Origin of the sequence: Olivibacter sitiensis DSM 17696, from assembly GCF_000427965.1 — a bacterium.
Lineage (GTDB): Bacteria > Bacteroidota > Bacteroidia > Sphingobacteriales > Sphingobacteriaceae > Olivibacter > Olivibacter sitiensis.
The window spans coordinates 35,375-53,349 of sequence record NZ_ATZA01000005.1 but is presented as its reverse complement, the minus strand read 5'-3'; the positions used below and the strand labels follow the sequence as shown (position 1 = coordinate 53,349).

General features: G+C 44.5%; 16 protein-coding genes. 12 read left to right on the top strand and 4 right to left on the bottom strand.

All coding sequences use genetic code 11. From position 1 onward, the window contains the following. Positions 1-111: 111 nt before the first annotated feature. From A37S_RS0104430 to A37S_RS23585, 4 genes are all read left to right on the top strand, one after another. The gene (locus A37S_RS0104430) at positions 112-1,419 is read left to right on the top strand and encodes an acetylxylan esterase (protein WP_084163747.1); all 1,308 of its coding nucleotides are present in this window, start codon (positions 112-114) and stop codon (positions 1,417-1,419) included. A 105-nt stretch (positions 1,420-1,524) separates the two neighbouring features. After that, the gene (locus tag A37S_RS0104425; RefSeq protein ID WP_169719436.1) at positions 1,525-2,838 is read left to right on the top strand and encodes a DUF3748 domain-containing protein; all 1,314 of its coding nucleotides are present in this window, start codon (positions 1,525-1,527) and stop codon (positions 2,836-2,838) included. A gap of 67 nt (positions 2,839-2,905) precedes the next feature. Further along, positions 2,906-4,864, top strand: coding sequence for a sialate O-acetylesterase (locus A37S_RS0104420; RefSeq protein WP_028295932.1), 1,959 nt, complete (start codon positions 2,906-2,908; stop codon positions 4,862-4,864). Between the two features lie 153 nt (positions 4,865-5,017). After that, the gene (locus A37S_RS23585) at positions 5,018-5,446 is read left to right on the top strand and encodes a DoxX family membrane protein (protein ID WP_051292715.1); all 429 of its coding nucleotides are present in this window, start codon (positions 5,018-5,020) and stop codon (positions 5,444-5,446) included. A gap of 125 nt (positions 5,447-5,571) precedes the next feature. Here the strand turns inward: A37S_RS23585 and A37S_RS0104410 are convergent, their stop codons facing one another. Next, complete coding sequence (locus tag A37S_RS0104410) at positions 5,572-6,261, bottom strand: ComF family protein (protein ID WP_051292722.1); 690 nt, start codon at positions 6,259-6,261, stop codon at positions 5,572-5,574. 28 nt (positions 6,262-6,289) lie between these two features. Beyond that, complete coding sequence (gene rlmN, locus A37S_RS0104405; RefSeq protein WP_211229718.1) at positions 6,290-7,360, bottom strand: dual-specificity RNA methyltransferase RlmN; 1,071 nt, start codon at positions 7,358-7,360, stop codon at positions 6,290-6,292. A gap of 182 nt (positions 7,361-7,542) precedes the next feature. Here rlmN and A37S_RS0104400 point away from each other — a divergent pair, with 182 nt between their 5' ends. The 8 genes from A37S_RS0104400 to A37S_RS23575 all read left to right on the top strand — a co-directional run bounded on the left by A37S_RS0104400 (position 7,543) and on the right by A37S_RS23575 (position 16,528). Continuing rightward, entirely contained in the window at positions 7,543-8,715 is a 1,173-nt protein-coding gene (locus A37S_RS0104400; protein ID WP_028295929.1) for an amidohydrolase family protein, read from the top strand. Positions 8,716-8,826: 111 nt separating this feature from the next. After that, entirely contained in the window at positions 8,827-9,111 is a 285-nt protein-coding gene (locus A37S_RS0104395) for an acylphosphatase (protein ID WP_028295928.1), read from the top strand. A 79-nt stretch (positions 9,112-9,190) separates the two neighbouring features. Further along, complete coding sequence (locus A37S_RS0104390; RefSeq protein WP_084163746.1) at positions 9,191-10,696, top strand: lipopolysaccharide biosynthesis protein; 1,506 nt, start codon at positions 9,191-9,193, stop codon at positions 10,694-10,696. A gap of 77 nt (positions 10,697-10,773) precedes the next feature. Further along, positions 10,774-12,492, top strand: coding sequence for a tetratricopeptide repeat protein (locus tag A37S_RS0104385; RefSeq protein WP_169719435.1), 1,719 nt, complete (start codon positions 10,774-10,776; stop codon positions 12,490-12,492). After that, positions 12,482-13,267, top strand: a complete 786-nt coding sequence (lolB1, locus tag A37S_RS26105) for a lipoprotein insertase outer membrane protein LolB1 (protein WP_051292714.1) — start codon at positions 12,482-12,484, stop codon at positions 13,265-13,267. The genes A37S_RS0104385 and lolB1 overlap by 11 nt, the downstream gene beginning before the upstream one ends. A gap of 154 nt (positions 13,268-13,421) precedes the next feature. Next, the gene (locus A37S_RS0104375) at positions 13,422-14,648 is read left to right on the top strand and encodes a murein hydrolase activator EnvC family protein (protein WP_051292713.1); all 1,227 of its coding nucleotides are present in this window, start codon (positions 13,422-13,424) and stop codon (positions 14,646-14,648) included. 85 nt (positions 14,649-14,733) lie between these two features. Continuing rightward, a complete protein-coding gene (locus tag A37S_RS0104370; RefSeq protein ID WP_028295924.1) occupies positions 14,734-14,940 on the top strand; it encodes a Sec-independent protein translocase subunit TatA/TatB in 207 nt (68 codons plus the stop codon). 226 nt (positions 14,941-15,166) lie between these two features. Beyond that, positions 15,167-16,528, top strand: a complete 1,362-nt coding sequence (locus tag A37S_RS23575) for a lytic transglycosylase domain-containing protein (protein ID WP_084163745.1) — start codon at positions 15,167-15,169, stop codon at positions 16,526-16,528. 64 nt (positions 16,529-16,592) lie between these two features. On the opposite strand, the gene A37S_RS0104360 is transcribed toward A37S_RS23575, so the two are convergent. Continuing rightward, the gene (locus tag A37S_RS0104360) at positions 16,593-17,105 is read right to left on the bottom strand and encodes a phosphoribosyltransferase family protein (protein WP_028295923.1); all 513 of its coding nucleotides are present in this window, start codon (positions 17,103-17,105) and stop codon (positions 16,593-16,595) included. 125 nt (positions 17,106-17,230) lie between these two features. After that, entirely contained in the window at positions 17,231-17,812 is a 582-nt protein-coding gene (locus A37S_RS23570) for a C40 family peptidase (RefSeq protein ID WP_051292712.1), read from the bottom strand. Positions 17,813-17,975 lie beyond the last annotated feature (163 nt).

The window sequence follows — 17,975 nt, the reverse complement described above, 5'->3', positions numbered from 1 at the left end:
AGGCAAAGAGTGAGGGAGTAGTATTGAGGCATTTAATCTCAGCTTAGGAGTGACGATGCTCAGAAATTAGTATATTGCTCCCTCATTATTAAACCTTTATTTTTGACAACCATGAGAATACGAATGTTTATTCGGCCTTTGATGGCATTAAGCCTTTTGCTTTCTTTTTTTTATTTCGGCCTTGCACAGTCGCGCCCGCCCCACCCCATTCAGGTGCTGGTTTCGCCAGATAAACCCGATTGGAACTACGCGATTGGCGAGGAAGCTAAGTTTACGGTGAGGGTTTTGCAACACCAGGTACCCATAAAGGACGTGGAAGTGACCTATAGTGTGGGACTGGAAAAGATGCCGCCAACGAACAAGGGTGAGCTAAAGCTGCAAAATGGTTTGGGAGAAATAAAAGGAACGTTGAAGCAAGCAGGATTTTTGCGCTGTGAGGTGAAGGTGAACGTGGATGGCTTGGAGTACCGTGGTTTGGCCACTGCCGCATACCTGCCCGAAACAATTAAACCCACCCAGACATTACCCGATGATTTTTGGGACTTTTGGAATAAAGCAAAGGCCGATGCTGCAAAAGTACCTTTAGATGCCAAGCTCATCCTTTTGCCCGAACGTTGCACCGAAAAGGTGGATGTATATCAGGTAAATCTGCAAAATTTTGAAGTCGGTGCGCGGCTATATGGTATTTTGGCCAAACCCAAGCAAGAGGGAAAATACCCTGCTGTACTGTCTGTGCCAGGGGCGGGCATACGACCATATGCGGGCATTGTCGACCTTGCCGAAAAGGGCATCATCACACTACAGATCGGTATTCACGGCATACCCGTGACCTATGAGACGACATTGTATGACGATCTTCGCGCGGGCGCATTGAAGGATTATCAATTTTTCAATATGGACGATCGCGATCAATACTACTACAAAAGAGTGTACTTGGGTTGTGTACGTGCCATCGACTATTTGTATTCCCTACCCGAATTTGATGGTAGCACCTTGGCGGTATGGGGAGGCAGTCAAGGGGGCGCACTGTCAATTGTTACGGCGGCACTCGATGAGCGGGTGAAATCCTTAGTCTCGCTATATCCCGCACTATGCGATTTGACCGGTTACCTCCACGGCCGGGCCGGCGGATGGCCCCACATGTTCAACGAATGGAATGCACCCTTTATGGCCAAGGAAGAAAAAATCAAGGTGTCGGCATATTACGATGTAGTCAATTTTGCACGCTTTGTCAAAGTACCGGGTTTTTATACTTGGGGATACAATGACGAAACCTGTCCGCCCACCTCGTACTACGCCGCCTATAATCAGATTAAGGCACCAAAGGAACTTTTTGTGGTGCAGGAAACGGGACACTGGACATTTCCCGAACAGCAGGCGAAAATAACGGAATGGTTGCTGGGACGGTTGGGTAAGTAAAGTATCATGAAAGGTCAAGTTAAGAGAGCTTTGTTGATAAAGATCAGCCATCTTTTCTCGTTGGGATTTATGACCTGTCTCACTGCTTGTAACCAACAGCATAAAATGAACATAAAATTGGAAGAAAGTCAGCTCACCACTGCCCGTCAAGGACATACCCTTCATCATGCTCAGGTCTTTTCAAAAGACGGTAAATGGATAGTCTACGATACGCGCAACGATGATACCCAGATAGGAAGCACTGGCAGGATCGAGATGATCAATATAGAGACAGGGGAATCGAAAGTACTGTATCAAACCAGCAACCAAAGCGAATATGGCCCCGGCGTAGGGGCCGCTACCTTCTCTCCCGTGGCAAACAGGGTGTTGTTTATCCAAGGCATTCGCAATTCCGATGAGCACAAGCCCTATGGCATGACTCGCCGAACAGGTGTAGCCATAGATATTGAGCGGCCAGAACAGCCTATATTTATGGATGCGCGCGATATTTTTCCCCCGTTTACGGCCGGAGCCCTTCGAGGGGGTACGCATGCCCACTCTTGGAGCGGAGATGGCGAGTGGATTTCCTTTACCTACAATGACTATATCATGGAACAATTAGCCAAAACGGATTCTTCTGTGCTGGATTTGAGGGTAGTGGGAGTGATGTGTCCTGGAAAAGTCGTGGTAAAAGATGACGGCTCATTGGAAAACAATCGCGGGGAAATGTTCAGTGCAGTGGTCACGGAAGTGACGGAGAGGCCCAGATGGGGAAGCGACGAGATTGAAAAGGCTTTTGATGAAGCATGGATAGGTAAGGATGGCTATATCAAGACAGGCGGGGCAAAGCAAAAGCGGGCTATTGCTTTTCAGGGCAATGTACGCGATAGCCTGGGTAATATAGTCACCGAAGTATTTGTGGTGAATATACCAAACGACATCACGCAGGCGGTAGTGGACAAACCGCTAGAAGGAACGGGAAAGAGCAGGCCAAACCCACCCCAAGGAACTGAACAAAGGCGGTTGACCTTTACCAGTTCTCGAAAGTATCCGGGTATACAGGGACCGAGGCATTGGCTCCGTACCTCTGCCGACGGCCAATCCGTTTTCTTTCTGATGAAAGACGATGAAGGCATCGTACAGGTATTCGCCGTACCCACTGTTGGAGGCCAAATAAGGCAGGTGACAAAGAACCCATTCGCCGTACAATCGGCATTCAGTATTAGTCCCGATGACCGTTTTGTTTCCTATGTGTCCGACAACAGTGTCTTTATAACAGAAATCGGATCGGGCGAGACCGAGCGGATAACCAGGAAATCAAGCGATGCAAATGCGCCTATTGGAGCAATAACATGGAGTTATGACGGTAGTTGCCTGGCTTACAATCGCTACGTTACCGATGGTGACGAGCGCTGGCTGCAGCTATTTGTATTGAAATAGGCAGCATTTGGAATGCAGACATTTCATATATTTACCGTATTAAACGTAACTGATTAAATAAACCTATATGAACAAGAAACTTGCGTTTTTTCTAGTCGCATTTTTTATAATGGGACAAACTTTTTGCGAGATACGGTTGCCCAAGATTTTCGGTACTGGCATGGTCTTGCAAAGGGACAAGGATATGAAGATCTGGGGTTGGGCCGCCAGAGGCGAAAGTGTAAGCATCCGTTTTCGTCAGCAGCAGCGACAGGTGACAGCAGATGAAAATGGTCTTTGGTATGTTGTTCTTAAACCAGAAAAGGCCGGAGGACCGGATATATTGACCGTAGAAGGCAAAAACAAAATCGTGCTGGAGGATGTGCTGGTGGGCGATGTATGGCTTTGTTCTGGGCAGTCCAACATGGAATGGACGGTGGGGCAGAGCGCAAATGCTACAGTGGAGATAGCTTCTGCCAATTTCCCAAATATCAGAAATTTTAAGGTTTCAAATGCTGTATCGGCAAATCCTTTGGACGATTTGATGGATGCAGGAGAATGGAAAGTCGCTAATAACCAGCATGTTGGTCAATTTACCGCAGTGGGATATTTCTTTGCGAGGGAATTATATAGGGAGCTACAGGTTCCAATTGGTATCGTCAATTCGTCTTGGGGTGGTACCGATATAGAAACATGGACTAGTCTGACAGCATTGCAACAGGCAGGTATTGTGGATGCCAAGTTCACTTCCAGCTTCTCTTTTGAAGAGAGGGTAAGCCAGATGAAAAAGATAAAGGAAAGCAATATAGAAACCATACAACAGCAACAAGGGGGTCTGCCCGATGCATCCGAACTAGCTCGGCTAAAGGGCGCAGATTATGATGACTCCACTTGGCCCGAAATGAAGGTACCCGGCCTGTGGCAAGGACCCCTAGGTACTTTGGATGGCATAGTGTGGATGCGCAAAACCCTACAGATTTCTTCTGAAGATGCGGGTCAGGAAGCACTTCTTCTTTTGGCCGCCATTGATGACATGGACGATACCTATGTAAACGGAGTGCGTGTAGGAGGAACGAAAAGCTATAATGAGCCTAGGGCATATAAAATCCCATCGGGAGTTTTGAAAGAGGGAACAAATGTGATTGCCGTGAGGATAGAGGATAGTTATGGTAATGGCGGAATATATGGACGGCCGGATGATGTAGGTCTGCATATCGGAGACAAGATCATTCCCCTAGCTTCCGAATGGAAGTATAAAGTGGAGCGTTTGTTTGATTCTAAGATCGATATAGGTCCCAATAGCTACCCGTCTTTATTGTATAATGCCATGATTTTCCCTCTCTTGCCAATGAGTATTAAAGGTTTTCTATGGTATCAGGGGGAGAACAATGCTCCCCGAGCCCATCAATATCAAACTGCTTTTCCATTGATGATTACCGACTGGCGAACGCATTTCGCCCAGGGCGCTTTGCCTTTCTATTTTGTTCAACTAGCCAGCTATCAGGCAGGAGGTGGGGTGAGCAACGAAGGGAGCCAATGGGCAGAACTTCGGGAAGCACAAACAAAAGCGTTGGATTTGTCCAATACAGGTATGGCCGTTACCATTGATATCGGTGAATCCAAGGATATACATCCCAAGAACAAGCAGGACGTTGGACTGCGATTGGCAAAATTGGCTTTGAAGAACACTTATGGAAAAAAAGTGGTAGACAAAGGCCCGATACTGGATAAGGTAAAGATTTCGGGAAATACCGTAACCTTAACCTTTAAAAATACCGACGGCGGGCTAAAAGTGAAAGGGCTTGAGTTGAATGGCTTTGAGCTGGCGGGCGCCAATCAAAAGTTTTATCCTGCAAAGGCTGTGATTTCCGGCAATAAGGTGGTGTTGACGGCTGCCGAGGTTAGTGTGCCGGTTTCAGTGCACTATGCTTGGGCAGACGATGCAGGAGCCGCCAATTTGTTCAACACTTCTGGCTTGCCAGCAGAACCTTTTCGTACGGACAACTGGCCAGAAATTACCAAAACAGAAAAATATACCATTAGATGAGCAAGAAAAAGCAATGCAGGGCCGAGAGGCGGATCATAAAGATAGAATGGTTTTTCTAGGGAAAGAGAAAAGTAAAATAAATTTGTTTTTCTCAAAGTAAAAGTCGAATTTTATCAGACCAATTGTATTTGTTAAACATTAAAACCTAATGTTATGGTCTCAAGAAATGCAGCCCAGGAAGACGCGCCTCGTCATCCGCTTTGGTTGGAAGCTATCAGGATAGTTTTGGCCATTGTTATTTTGTGGAAAGGGATAGAATTTGTTTCCAATATTAATGCTTTTAGTGTGGTCATGAGGGAAAGCTCGGTGGGTGTCGCTTTTATGTTAAGCCTGTTGGTTCACATGATCATCGTGGCCCATATTTTGGGAGCCATGGCACTTTTTACCGGAAAATATATTCGGGTTGCCTGTGCCGCTCAGATGCCTGTTATTCTTATGGCTTTATTGTTCAAGGATTTAACGGTTACGGTGCTCAATCCCTACGCTGCTTCGGGAGTTAGTCTAGCTATCCTCATCACACTGGTATTCGTGTTGGTGATGGATGTTTTCGGTAAATCGAAGAAGAAAAACGTACCAGCCTGATCGGTTTCGATATTTTAATCTTCTTAAATCTTTAAGAGGCTGTCTGCTACATTTGCTTACAACAAACATAGGAGACAGCCCCGTCTTTGTCTTTTTTGTTTCCGTCTATTTCTGGGCGATTTTAGTTATTTTGCTAAGGCAAGGGTAAGAATGCTGAGCCTTAATCCCTCTATTTTCAACAATGGTGCCGCACAAGCTTCTATGGTGGCACCTGTGGTCAGTACGTCATCTACGAGCAATACGTGCTTATGCTCCAATTGTAAGGGATAAGGTATTGTAAATGCCTCCTTCATATTCTCATAGCGCTCTATTCTGTTCTTACGGGTTTGAGAAGTAGTGTGTTTTGTCCGTATTAGGCAATCTTCCATAACAGGGACATTCCAAGCATGGGCAAGCCCCTGCGCAATACAAGAGCTTTGGTTATACCCTCGTTTCCGTTTTTTCTTACTATGTAGGGGTACTGGCAGTATGGCGTCGATACGAGCAAAATCGGTATTTTGTAGTATCTCGCCATATTTCTTTCCTAGTAAGATACCGATCTCTGGTTTGTTGTTGTATTTCAGTTCGTAGAGTATCCTTTCGACGGACGATTTTGGATTAAAATAGAGATAGGAAGCAGCCTGTACATCCTGCAATCGGCCCCAAAAGTGCTTGGCAGCTTCATTCTGCTCTGGGTGGAGATGGCAGTTGGTAACGGGCAATTTATACCAGCAAAAAGTACAAAGGTACTCTTCGTTAGCATATAAAGGCATCCCACAACCAATGCAGGTAGGCGGAAATAGCAAAGAAATAAAATCATGGAAAACCTGTCTCATTTCCATGTCTTTAATATGGATGGTTAATCTAAGTGTTTACTGTTTCTTGTGCTTCCTTTTCTTTCACGGCCAATTGGCCGCAGGCGGCGTCTATATCCTTTCCCCTACTTCTCCGCACATTGGTGATGACCCCTTGGCTACGCAAATATTCGGCAAACTGTTCTATTTTATCTCCTTCGGCATTTTGAAAATCGGCAAAAGCAATGGGGTTGTACTCAATGATGTTTACTTTGCAGGGAACATGCTTGCAAAATTTTGCCAGCTCCTTGGCATCGCTTAGCTCATCATTGAAATGGTGAAAGACAATGTATTCGTAGGTGACGGGATTTTTGGTCTTGGCAAAATAGTATTTTAAGGCTTCCGAGAGCGCCTTCAAACTGTTCTGTTCGTTGATAGGCATGATCTCATTGCGTTTCTCGTCATTTGCGGCATGTAAGGAAAGCGCTAGGTTAAACTTTACTTGGTCGTCGCCCAGTTTCTTGATCATTTTGGCAATACCCGCCGTAGAAACCGTAATGCGTTTGGAAGCCATATTGAGGCCGTCTGGTGAGGTGATGCGCTCTATGGAACGCAAGACATTGGCATAGTTAAGTAAAGGTTCTCCCATACCCATGTAAACAATATTGCTCAAGGCTTGCTGATAGCTTTCTTCGGCTTGTCGTGCTATCAATACCACTTGGTCATAGATCTCGTCCGCATGGAGGTTGCGTTTTCTTTCCATATAGCCCGTGGCGCAGAATTTGCAGGTGAGGCTGCAGCCAACCTGAGAACTCACGCAAGCAGTCATGCGCTCGGGAGTCGGAATCAACACGCCCTCAATGAGATGATTGTCTACCAAACGAAAAGTACTTTTTATGGTTTTGTCGGCACTGTGTTGCGACTTGTCTATTTTGACCGCATTGATAGTATACGTCTGGCTCAGCTTGTCACGCAAATTTTTGCTCAAATTACTCATCTGCTCAAAATCCGTGCAGGATTTCTGCCACAGCCATTCGTAAATCTGCTTGGCACGAAATCCCTGTTCGCCATTGGCCACAAGCTGCTCTTTTAGCTGTTCCAGAGACAGTGAACGTATGTCGATCTTATTTTTTTTCAACATTATCTTGCAAAGATACCTAAAAATGGTGAACTTTCGACCACCGAAAAATAAAAAATAAAGGCTTAATTGATTATATATCAAATAAATAGAAGCTAATCTTATTTAAAAGATATAGATTGCTGTCGTTTATAGGCCACTTTCAACTGAATATCTATCTCATTTTGGTGGAAAAAAAGAATTAAATGAGCATATACCATACCGCAGACTATATCTTTCCTGTACACAAGGACCCTGTCCGGAATGGAATAGTAGAAGTTGGCGAAGACGGGGAAATTTTAGGTTTGTATCACAGCTCGGATGAAATTCCCGCCGATGCCGTTGTCCAGAAGCATAAAGGGTTCATTACCCCGGGATTTGTGAATAGTCATTGCCATCTTGAACTTTCGCACCTGCTTGGGGCATTGCCTAGGCACACGGGACTTGTGAGGTTTTTGCAATCTGTCATGAAATTCCGCTACTATGAAGAAGATGATATAGTTGCGGCAATGGAACGAGCCGATGCGCAAATGTTGGAAAATGGCGTAGTGGCGGTGGGCGATATCTCCAATACGGCAATTTCTGCTCCCACAAAGAAAGACAGCGCTATCGCTTATCATACTTTTGTTGAACTGTTATGCTTTGAACCAGAGAAGGCCCGAGCTTATTTTGACAGGGCGCTGGAAACCTGCCAAGCCTTCGATCTTCCCTCAAGCATCACACCCCATGCACCCTATTCCGTCTGCAAGGAGATCTACCGATACCTCAAGCAGCTAGACCATCCCGAGCGCAATTTGCTGAGCATTCATAACCAGGAAACAGAGGAGGAGAACAAATTCTTTCGTTATAAAAATGGAGATTTCGTTGATTTCTATAGGGAGCTGGGGAGAGATATCAGCTTTTTTAAGGCACAAGGCAGGGATTCGCTGCAAAGCATGCTTCCGTTGATGCCTAGCAATCAACCCTGCATGTTGGTGCACAATACCTACACAACAATAAAGGATATCTATTTTGTGAATAGGCACGAGCAGCAGATTACCTGGTGCTTTTGCCCTAAGGCCAACTTGTACATAGAAAACCGCTTGCCCAAAATTCCTATGTTTTGGAAGATGGAACATGAGATCGTTTTGGGTACAGATAGCTTGGCCTCCAATGACAGGTTATGCATACTGTCCGAAATAAAAACAATACTGCAACACTTTGATGAAATTCCTTTTGAGAAGGTATTGCGTTGGGCCACGCTAAATGGCGCAAAGTACTTGCAGATGGACGAACAACTCGGCTCGCTAGAGATAGGTAAGACACCTGGGCTTAACCTAATAAGCCATGTGAAAGGGAAAACCCTGTCGGAAAAGTCAACGGTCAAAAAGTTGGCCTAGGTTGCTGCTGCTATATTTTTCCGTATTTGCATTATTTTTGAATACTTTTGTTCTTTATTAGCCAATTTGGCAGATGCATGCCCAACTGGATAGAACAACAATAAGATAGCAATGCCGCAAGCGTTAAAACATTTGGACATACTTGTTCACGGTAAAGTTCAAAAGGTATATTATAGGGCGTCTACAAAGGCAGTGGCCGATGTGATGAAGATAAGGGGCACCGTAAAGAACCTTCCCAATGGCTCGGTACAAATCGAGGCAGAGGGTAATCCGCTGGATTTGGAGAGCTTTTTGGAATGGTGCCATGAAGGTCCGGAAGATGCGCAGGTAACACAGGTAGAGGTCAAGGAAGGCGAGCTACGGCATCACAAAAATTTTGTCGTAGTTAAGCGATAAAGAATCTATGCAATTGCTTGTGTCGATTTCTTTCCACCCTTTTGCGGACGTTTTTTTTACTTTTTATTTTTAGTATAGCTTGTCTACATTAAGAAGATTTGCCGGACATACCCTGATATACGGGCTTAGTACCATAGTGGCCAGGATCATGAATTTCATCCTGACGCCGCTTCTGGCCAATAAGTATCCCCCCTCTACTTATGGCGTGTTTGGTTATCTCTATAGTTGGGCAGCCATGCTCAATGCTTTTTTGGCATTTGGCATGGAAACTACTTTCTTTCGCTATTTGCAAAAGAGAGCCGACGAGAAGGAGAAGGTGTATGCCAATACTTTTCTGATTACGCTGTTTACCTCAGCCCTTTTGCTGCTCACCTTGTTTGTTTCCTTCGATGCAGTGGCGGGCTATTTACAGCGACAGTTTGCAGATAAGGACCTAGCCTTTTATTTGAAGGTGTTCGTTTTCATCCTCATTGCAGATGCTTTGGCAGTCATTCCCTTTGCGCGTATCAGGGCAGAAGGGAGGCCCATACGGTTTGCTTGTATCAAACTCGCTAACATTGCCACTTTCGTGGGGCTTAATTTATTGTTCATCCTTGTTATTCCCTGGCTCATTGAACGAAATGGAATAGGAGCAGATTGGTTAGCGCGTTGGTATCGGCCTGGCTGGATTGGTTATGTATTTCTATCCAATCTAACCGCCAGTGTGATTACCCTACTGATGCTGATTCCGGAAATATTAAAACTACAGTTGAAGTGGGATGGAGCATTGGTGAAGGATATGTTGGGGTATAGCTTCCCTATCCTGATAGCTAATTTTTCCTTCATTGTCAACGAAAACCTGGATAAGTTGCTGCTCAAGGAGTTGCTGCCCCAAGAAACCAGCGCCCGCGACGTAGGTATATACACTATGTGCAGCAAGCTAGCGGTTTTTATGAGTATTGCCGTACAGGCATTTCGCTTAGGTGCAGAGCCGTTTTTTTTCAGTTATGCCAAGGAGAAGAACGCCGGATCGGTATATTCCGTTATCATGGACTACCTCATCATTGCCATGTCTGTCGCCATGGTGGGGCTGGTGGCTAACATAGAGATACTTAAATTTTTCACTAGAGGGGGCACGCTCGAAGCCAGAATGGAATACTGGTCGGGATTGCCCATAGTACCCATACTCATTATGGCTTATGTGTTTTTGGGGGTTTATATGAACCTATCCATTTGGTACAAACTTTCCGATCAGACCCGCTATGGAGTTTACATTTCCGGATTTGGGGCGATAGTGACCATCGTGCTGAACTTCGTGCTCATCCCACGATACGGATATATTGCCAGTGCCTGGATCACCTTGACGACTTATGGATCCATGATGGTGCTTTCGTATATATTGGGGCAGCGCCATTATCCCATACCCTATCACCTCAAAAAAAACATAACCTATTTGGCCATGGCGGCGGTCATCAGCTGGATGTCTTTTTCTGTATTTCATCGGGATCTTATTATAGGAAACGTTTTATTTATCTTATTTTTACTTTTCACATTCCTTATGGAACGAAAGCAGTTGGCCATATTGTTGGGCAAAAGAGATAGATAGCACGGCATATGCAATTAAACCTATTGCCAACAAAAGCGTTAAATAGGGGTTATAAAAATAATAAAGACAAATTACACATGAAAATAGCTCGTTGCCTGATTGTTCTCGTTTTTCTTGCGCTCGTAGCGCCTATCGCGTCGCTAGCGCAGGAGACCTTGCCAGACTCGGCGCTTTCTTCCAGTCTTTTGACCTCTGGTATCAGCGAGAGGAACGAGGGGAATGTGCAGCAAGCCGTAGCCGATTTGCAGAGGGCAGTAAAGGTAAACCCACAGAACGATCAAGCTTATTTCGAGCTTGCACGCCTTCAATTGGAAATGGGCTCTTCGGGCGAGGCTGCCATCAATGCAAAAAAGGCCGCCCAGCTAAATCCCGATAATGAGTGGTATTGGATACTACTTTCCGATGTCTATAAACAAATGGAAGATTTTGCTTCCCTGCCTCCCATATATGCCAAGTTGATAGCATTGAAACCTAAGCAGAGGGAATTTTATTTCGATAAGGCTTATTCAGAATTTTTGAGCAAGGACTATGAAGCGGCATTAAAGACCTACGCTTTGATTGAGAAAGAATTTGGCAGTAGTGACAATTTGATGTTGGCCCGCCACAATGTGTATATCGCGCAGGGTCAATCGCATATCGCCGTGGAGGAACTGAATAAGCTGATAAAGAACAAACCCAAGGACAATAAGGGATATATCTTACTCTCCAATCTTTACCTGAAGCTCGGGGATCCAAAGCAGGCCATGGCAGCTTTGGATAGGGCAGAAAAGAAAATTCCTAAGGATCCCTATATAGCCATTAGTCGCTCGGACGTTTACAATGCTCAGAACGAAGAGGGCAAAGCTTTGGACAATCTGAAAAAGGTTTTCATGACCAGCGACCTGAAAGTTGAAGACAAGGTGAATATTTTATCTCGGGTAATGGCTTCTCGGGATCTGAAAAGAGAGCAGTGGTCCAGCGTAGAGGAACTGGCCAATATACTCACAACAAAGTATCCGGAGGAAGCGGTCGTGCACGCCATATATGGGGACGTGCTTGTCCAAACCGGCAAGCAAGATCTCGCCCGTATGCAATATATACGCTCTACCCAGTTGGATGCCCATCAAAATAAGGTTTGGGAGCAGTTGCTACAGCTAGATTTGACAAACAATCACCTGAAAGATGCGGCAGTACATGCTGACACTGCGGTTAATTTATTTCCAGACAGTCCCATTACGCAGTTTTTTGCGGGACATGCTTTTTCCTTTAACAAGGAATTTGACAAAGCGAGAAGCAGTTTTGAGGCTGCCTTGAACCATGCAGACGAGCGTAACGAACCGTTTATGGCGCAGATATATGGCAGCCTGGGAGATACTTATAATGCTTTGCATATGTACAGGGAATCAGATCTCGCCTATAACGAATCCTTAGCCCTGGAGCCAGATAACGTCGGCGTACTGAACAACTATGCCTATTACCTTTCCTTGCGCAAGGAAAACTTGGATCAGGCGGCCCAGATGTCCAGTAGGGCCAATATGCTGGAGCCCAACAATGCAACCTTTGAAGATACCTATGCCTGGGTGCTGTTTCAGCAAGGCAAGTACCAGGAAGCACTGGTATGGATTGAAAAGGCTATTGGCAATAGCGACAGCAGTTCTGTCGCTTTATTAGAACACTATGGCGATATTTTGGCCAAGTTGGGCAAAGAAAAAGAGGCAATGAAACAGTGGGAATCTGCCTTGAAAATAGCTGGAGACGATACCGCTAGCGCACAGACATTAAAGAAGAAAATAGACCTCCAGGCTTATGTTGAATAAGAAAGCGTTATACATTTGTCTGGCACTGTTCGTGCTTTTTGGCGCATGTAAAACGAAAAAAAAGATTGCCACCAAAGAAATAGATAAGAGAGAGGCGGTAAACGTGTCCAATAAGGCCCGTGTTATTGGAGAGTTACGGAACAAGCAAGTAAGCTTTGACAGTTTCTCTGCAAGGGCAAAGACAAATCTCATCATCAATGACGATAAGCAGGATGTGACGCTAAACCTCCGTATCAAGGACAAACAGGCCATTTGGGTTTCAGTAACAGCTATTTTGGGTTTGGAGGTAGCCAGGGTACTCATTACGCCAGATAGCTTTAAGGTGGTCAATAGGATAAATAATGAATATATAGAAAAGCCATTTAGCGAGTTGTACAGGTTTTCCAGTGTTCCCCTGAGCTTTGTCGATTTGCAATCGCTACTAGTGGGGCGTGGCATCTCCGCTGTCTTGGGAGAAGATGTAGCCTTAAGGCAAACAGATAGCACCTATATCTTCAGTGGCAAAACGGCCAATATGGATTTTGCTCTGCAAACCGCTACAGATTTCAGCTCCCTGATCAATCAAATAAACAATACAACCGGTCGGCAGAGCCTGGTGATAAACTATGGCGACTACGCACTTTTTAAGCAGCGGAATCTGCCGCAAAACGTGAAACTTAGGTCGGAAGCGGACAATCTCAAATTATTCGTCCATATGCAATATGATAAAATAGAAATTGATAATCCAATACAAATACCATTCAGTATACCAAATAGATATAGGAAGATTGATTAATTTTGTTGAATATTTGGAATATGTCAGGCGCTCGGCAATAAAAGGTTGCGATTTTCGATGTATATAAAGTAATTGAATAATTAAAATAATGATACTAAATCAGGGTATGTGGAAAAGCTTAGTAATAAGTGTTCTTTTTTTGCTTATAGCAGCGATGAAACCTGTATCTGCACAGTCCAGTGCAGAGCTGCAAAAGAGAAGGGAAGCGCTCACGCGCGAAATAGAGCTACTGAACAAGAGCTTGAAAACCACCTCTTCTGACAAGTCCCTGTCCTTAAAGCAGGTCAATGCCCTTAATGCGCAGATTAGGTTGAGGCAGCAAAAGATCAATACCATCAACAGCCAGATTAATTTGATTAACAATCAGATTAACAAAAACAGCAAAACCATCAAAGAATTGCAGGACCAGCTCGTTCAGCTCAAGAAAGACTACGCCAGCATGGTACAATTTGCCTACCGCAATTCCAATGCCTATAACAAACTGATGTTTGTCTTTGCTTCGCAGGATTTCAATCAAGCCTACAAGCGGTTGAAATACCTACAGCAGTTCAGCGAGTCTCGTAAAAAGCAGGCGGAAGAAATCGAGAAAACGCAAAAGGACCTTCAGCAGAAGCTTGCGGAGCTTCACAACAACAAAAAAGAACAGGCCGCCTTACTGACCGACCAGGAAAAAGAAAAGCTGGACCTCGACAAACAAAAAGGGGTGAAATCTAAAGCGCTCAATGACCTGAGCCAGAAGGAAAAGCAATATAAACAGGAGCTGAGCAAAAAACAACAAGAAGACGCCAGGCTGGCAAGAGCAATTCAGGCAGCAATCAAGAGAGAGATAGATGCCGAAAGAAAACGAGAAGAAGCTAGGCGGCTGGCTGCGGCAAAAAGCAGCGGGGAAAAGCCGTCGGCGAGCGAAGCCGCGTCTGCAAGAAAGATGAGCGATAGCGAAGCCTTGCTTGCCAATCCAGAATCGGCAAAACTTGCAGCAGATTTTGTCTCCAACAAAGGGAAATTGCCCTGGCCTGTTGCTCAAAGCTCTATACTACAAGGCTTTGGGCAATATACCTATGGCGCTAATGTAAAGGTAAATAGCGACGGTATAAAACTGAGGACTCCTGCAGGGGCAAGTGTTCGCGCTGTTTTTGATGGCGTGGTCTTTACGGTGGTCCAGATACAGAATAGGTATGCGGTGGCCATCAAGCATGGTAATTATATCTCGGTATATAATAACCTTAAGAGTGTATCCGTTACAAAAAATCAAAAAGTTGCTACCAAAGAGGCCATAGGAACCGTAGCGATAGATGCGGTGGAAGGAACGTCAGATCTGGAGTTTCAAATATTGCAAAATGCCACTCCAATAAATCCTAGCCCTTGGCTTGCACGGAATTAATTAATTATTTCTATATTTGTAAAACGGGGTTGTTTCTATTGTTCTCAATCCTCAGGTAAAAAGAAATTAATTTAAAAAATATATCATGGTAAGTTCAGTATTGCTTGCGGCAATCGGTGGTCAGGAGATAATTCTTATTGTAGTTGCCCTTTTATTGCTATTTGGTGGCAAGAAGATTCCCGAATTGATGCGTGGACTCGGCAGAGGTGTTAGGGAGTTCAAGGAAGGTCAGGCCGGCGAGCCCAAGGAAGATGCGCGTAAGGATGAATTGAAAAAAGAAGAGCATTCATAAAGATAACCGATGCTGCGCAACGCAATAGAAATATAAAAAACTAGAAACGGAATGGGTTTATATTTAAAGCCATTCCGTTTTTTCGTTTATTGTTCTCTCCATACTAATTGGCCCTTTTTGCGCGTTACTATTAACGAGTAGAGCAAATGCCGCTGAAAAATGGAAATGTTATTTACATGAAAGAACATCGAATGAGTCATCAACTAATAACCTTTCATTTGTCATTATGAAATTGAAAAAATATGTAGCGCTTGCTATGGGGATAGCATTGTGCGGCTCTTTTTGCCGGGTGCAAGGAGAAATACTAGGTTTTGACAAGGTGGAGACCAAAGAAGATACATTGGCTGAGAGAAATCTCTTAAAGACACATTCTCCTCATGTCATAAACTATAAATCAAGGCTGGACTCGCTTCAAAAGCAGGTGCAGCTGACGCACAATCCCTTTGTGCAGTCTTTCATTGATGTGTATACGAGCCCTCGCTACAGAAACCACCTTGCCAAGGTATCTGGTTTAGCTAACTATTACTTCCCTTTGTTTGAGAAGGTGTTTGCAGAGCTCAATTTCCCCGATGAGATCAAGTATCTCTCCGTGGTAGAGTCGGCGCTCAATCCGCAAGCAGTATCACGGGTGGGGGCAACAGGTCCATGGCAGTTTATGTTTGCCACAGCCAAGGTGTACAACCTGCAAATGGACAATTATATAGACGAGCGCAAGGACCCAGTAGCGGCCACCTATGCCGCTGCTGCATATATGCAGGAAGCCTACAACGAGTTTGGCGATTGGCTGCTGGCCATAGCCTCATACAATTGCGGGAAAGGAAATGTATACCGTGCCATACAGCGATCGGGCTTGGAAAAACCCGATTTTTGGGATATAAGGCAGTACCTACCTGGCGAAACCCGAAATTACGTTCCCTCCTTTATCGCCATGACTTATGCCATGAACCACTTGGAAGAGCTCGGCATTGAGCCTTTGGACCCCGGGTTTGGCCCTTCACCCGAAATTATTTCAGTACAAAGGCAGATCTCGCTATCGAGCATCGCACGTGCTATTCAGGTGGATGTGGATTTGCTGGCCAATATGAACCCCTCCTATAAGAGGAAAATAGTAAACGGGAGTGTGGAAAGCCCAAAGAGACTCATTGTCCCTGCGGTGGACAAATCTGCATATGCCGATCTTTACGCCGTGCTGAATAGCGATGAGCCGTCTGCCAAGGAGACGATGGAATTCCAATTGGCATCTACTGCCGAGAATAAGAGAGTGTACCACAAGGTGAAAAAAGGAGAGAGCCTTGCGAAAATAGCCAACCTCTATCAGGTGGAGGTGCAAGACCTGAAGGTATGGAATAGCCTGAAAAACAACACCGTATTGCCAGGCCAAAGTATTGCCGTCAATCAAGTGCAGGAAGCACCGCTTACTTCGAAGAAAGGATCGGCAAATTCAATGTTGAGCTACAAGGTAAAGAAGGGTGATACGCTTTCGGGCATAGCCAGTAAACACAAAGGGCTTACAGTAAACAAGCTGAAAGCCCTCAATAACCTTAAAGGAAATGCAATAAGTGAAGGGATGAGCCTAAAGCTCAATTGAGCAACCCCTTTCTGATAAATATAAACTACGGCGAGAAAGGCAAGAAGATAATGGATTCGGTTTATTAGTTCAAATAGGCCGCATCCTCTCCATCTATCTCCTCGAAATGCACGCTCACCTGCTCGTTCAATACAGTACTTAACTGTAATCCGGTAAAATCTGTGACAATGGGAAATTTGCGGTGGCTCCTGTCAATTAGTACTGCTGTGCGCATTTTCTTCAACGGGATGTCAAGGAACATACCTAGGCCGTAGGCCAAAGCCCTTCCACTGTTTAATACGTCGTCTATCAATATAACAGCCTTATTAGTAGCTTGCTCTACGGGGATATCTGCTCTGCCATCTAGTACTGAACCCTGCTTGTCGATATCTAAGCTTATTAGCAGAATAGACTTGTCGCAGATGAGTGATAGCTCGTTCGCTAATCTTTGTGCAAAGATATAGCCCCTTTCGGCCAGTCCCGCCAGCACCAACTCCTCATCTTCAAAACAGTCTTCCAGTATTTGGTAGGCAATTCTACGAATACGTTCCTGTATATTTATTTTGTCTAAGATTAATATGTTGTTTCTTGCTTCCATGTACTTGCTCTCAACAGTGGATATAAAAGTAAGTATTATTTGCAGATATGGTACTGTTTAAATCAAAAAGGCCAGACCATGAAAAGCATCGGCCTGACCCTATTATTATTGTTGTTTGGATAAAATCAATTCAATTTGATGGCGGTACTGTCGTCTTCTTCCTCTATTTGTGCATCCGCTTTTAGCATCCTTCCTCCATTGAAGTAGTACCTTCTCCAGTAGGCTTCTTCCAAATTGCTGATCATGACACCACGGCTGGTAGAGGCATGGGCAAATTTGTTTTCACCGATATAGACACCTACATGGGTGATATTTTTGCTCCTGATTTTGAAGAACACCAAGTCGCCAGGCTTCAAATCTGACTTTGAAACGGGGTTCACTTGCGTATATATGTTCCTGGAGTTGTTGCCAATAGAAGTGTTAAAGACTTTTTCATATAGTTCATAAGCAAAACGGGAGCAATCTATCCCTGTTTTTGTTTTTCCCCCAAGTCTATAAGGGGTGCCAATCCAATCGTAAACAAACTGATATAGCTTGGTACTAGTAGTGGCAGAGATCGCTACGCCCATGATTTGTGAAAAGTATTCTTTGGCTAGGTTCTCTGAATCATCGGGGTTTTCGACCTTTACCTCAGAGGTCTGCGCTTGTACCGCATTTGATAGCAAGTTTCCCGTGATGAAACATAGGACAAGAAAAGCTTTTTTCATCAATAGTCTTCTTTAATATTTGTTTGTTTCGTTCGCTACAACGAACTTGTAATCCCTCAGTCAAATTTCGACCGAAGCAAATCTATATTAATTCTTGCGTGATGTCAACAAAAAAGAACACTTTTATTTTTGAAGTCGAAAACTGTATGCAAAAAACTACATC

Excerpts from the sequence above, each read along its gene's own strand:
- A37S_RS0104430 (WP_084163747.1), top strand. The coding sequence starts at position 112 with ATGAGAATACGAATGTTTATTCGGCCTTTGATGGCATTAAGCCTTTTG.
- A37S_RS0104425 (WP_169719436.1), top strand. The coding sequence starts at position 1,525 with ATGAACATAAAATTGGAAGAAAGTCAGCTCACCACTGCCCGTCAAGGA.
- A37S_RS0104420 (WP_028295932.1), top strand. The coding sequence starts at position 2,906 with ATGAACAAGAAACTTGCGTTTTTTCTAGTCGCATTTTTTATAATGGGA.
- A37S_RS23585 (WP_051292715.1), top strand. The coding sequence starts at position 5,018 with ATGGTCTCAAGAAATGCAGCCCAGGAAGACGCGCCTCGTCATCCGCTT.
- A37S_RS0104410 (WP_051292722.1), bottom strand. The coding sequence starts at position 6,261 with ATGAGACAGGTTTTCCATGATTTTATTTCTTTGCTATTTCCGCCTACC.
- rlmN (WP_211229718.1), bottom strand. The coding sequence starts at position 7,360 with ATGTTGAAAAAAAATAAGATCGACATACGTTCACTGTCTCTGGAACAG.
- A37S_RS0104400 (WP_028295929.1), top strand. The coding sequence starts at position 7,543 with ATGAGCATATACCATACCGCAGACTATATCTTTCCTGTACACAAGGAC.
- A37S_RS0104395 (WP_028295928.1), top strand. The coding sequence starts at position 8,827 with ATGCCGCAAGCGTTAAAACATTTGGACATACTTGTTCACGGTAAAGTT.
- A37S_RS0104385 (WP_169719435.1), top strand. The coding sequence starts at position 10,774 with ATGAAAATAGCTCGTTGCCTGATTGTTCTCGTTTTTCTTGCGCTCGTA.
- lolB1 (WP_051292714.1), top strand. The coding sequence starts at position 12,482 with ATGTTGAATAAGAAAGCGTTATACATTTGTCTGGCACTGTTCGTGCTT.
- A37S_RS0104375 (WP_051292713.1), top strand. The coding sequence starts at position 13,422 with ATGAAACCTGTATCTGCACAGTCCAGTGCAGAGCTGCAAAAGAGAAGG.
- A37S_RS0104370 (WP_028295924.1), top strand. The coding sequence starts at position 14,734 with ATGGTAAGTTCAGTATTGCTTGCGGCAATCGGTGGTCAGGAGATAATT.
- A37S_RS23575 (WP_084163745.1), top strand. The coding sequence starts at position 15,167 with ATGAAATTGAAAAAATATGTAGCGCTTGCTATGGGGATAGCATTGTGC.
- A37S_RS0104360 (WP_028295923.1), bottom strand. The coding sequence starts at position 17,105 with ATGGAAGCAAGAAACAACATATTAATCTTAGACAAAATAAATATACAG.
- A37S_RS23570 (WP_051292712.1), bottom strand. The coding sequence starts at position 17,812 with ATGAAAAAAGCTTTTCTTGTCCTATGTTTCATCACGGGAAACTTGCTA.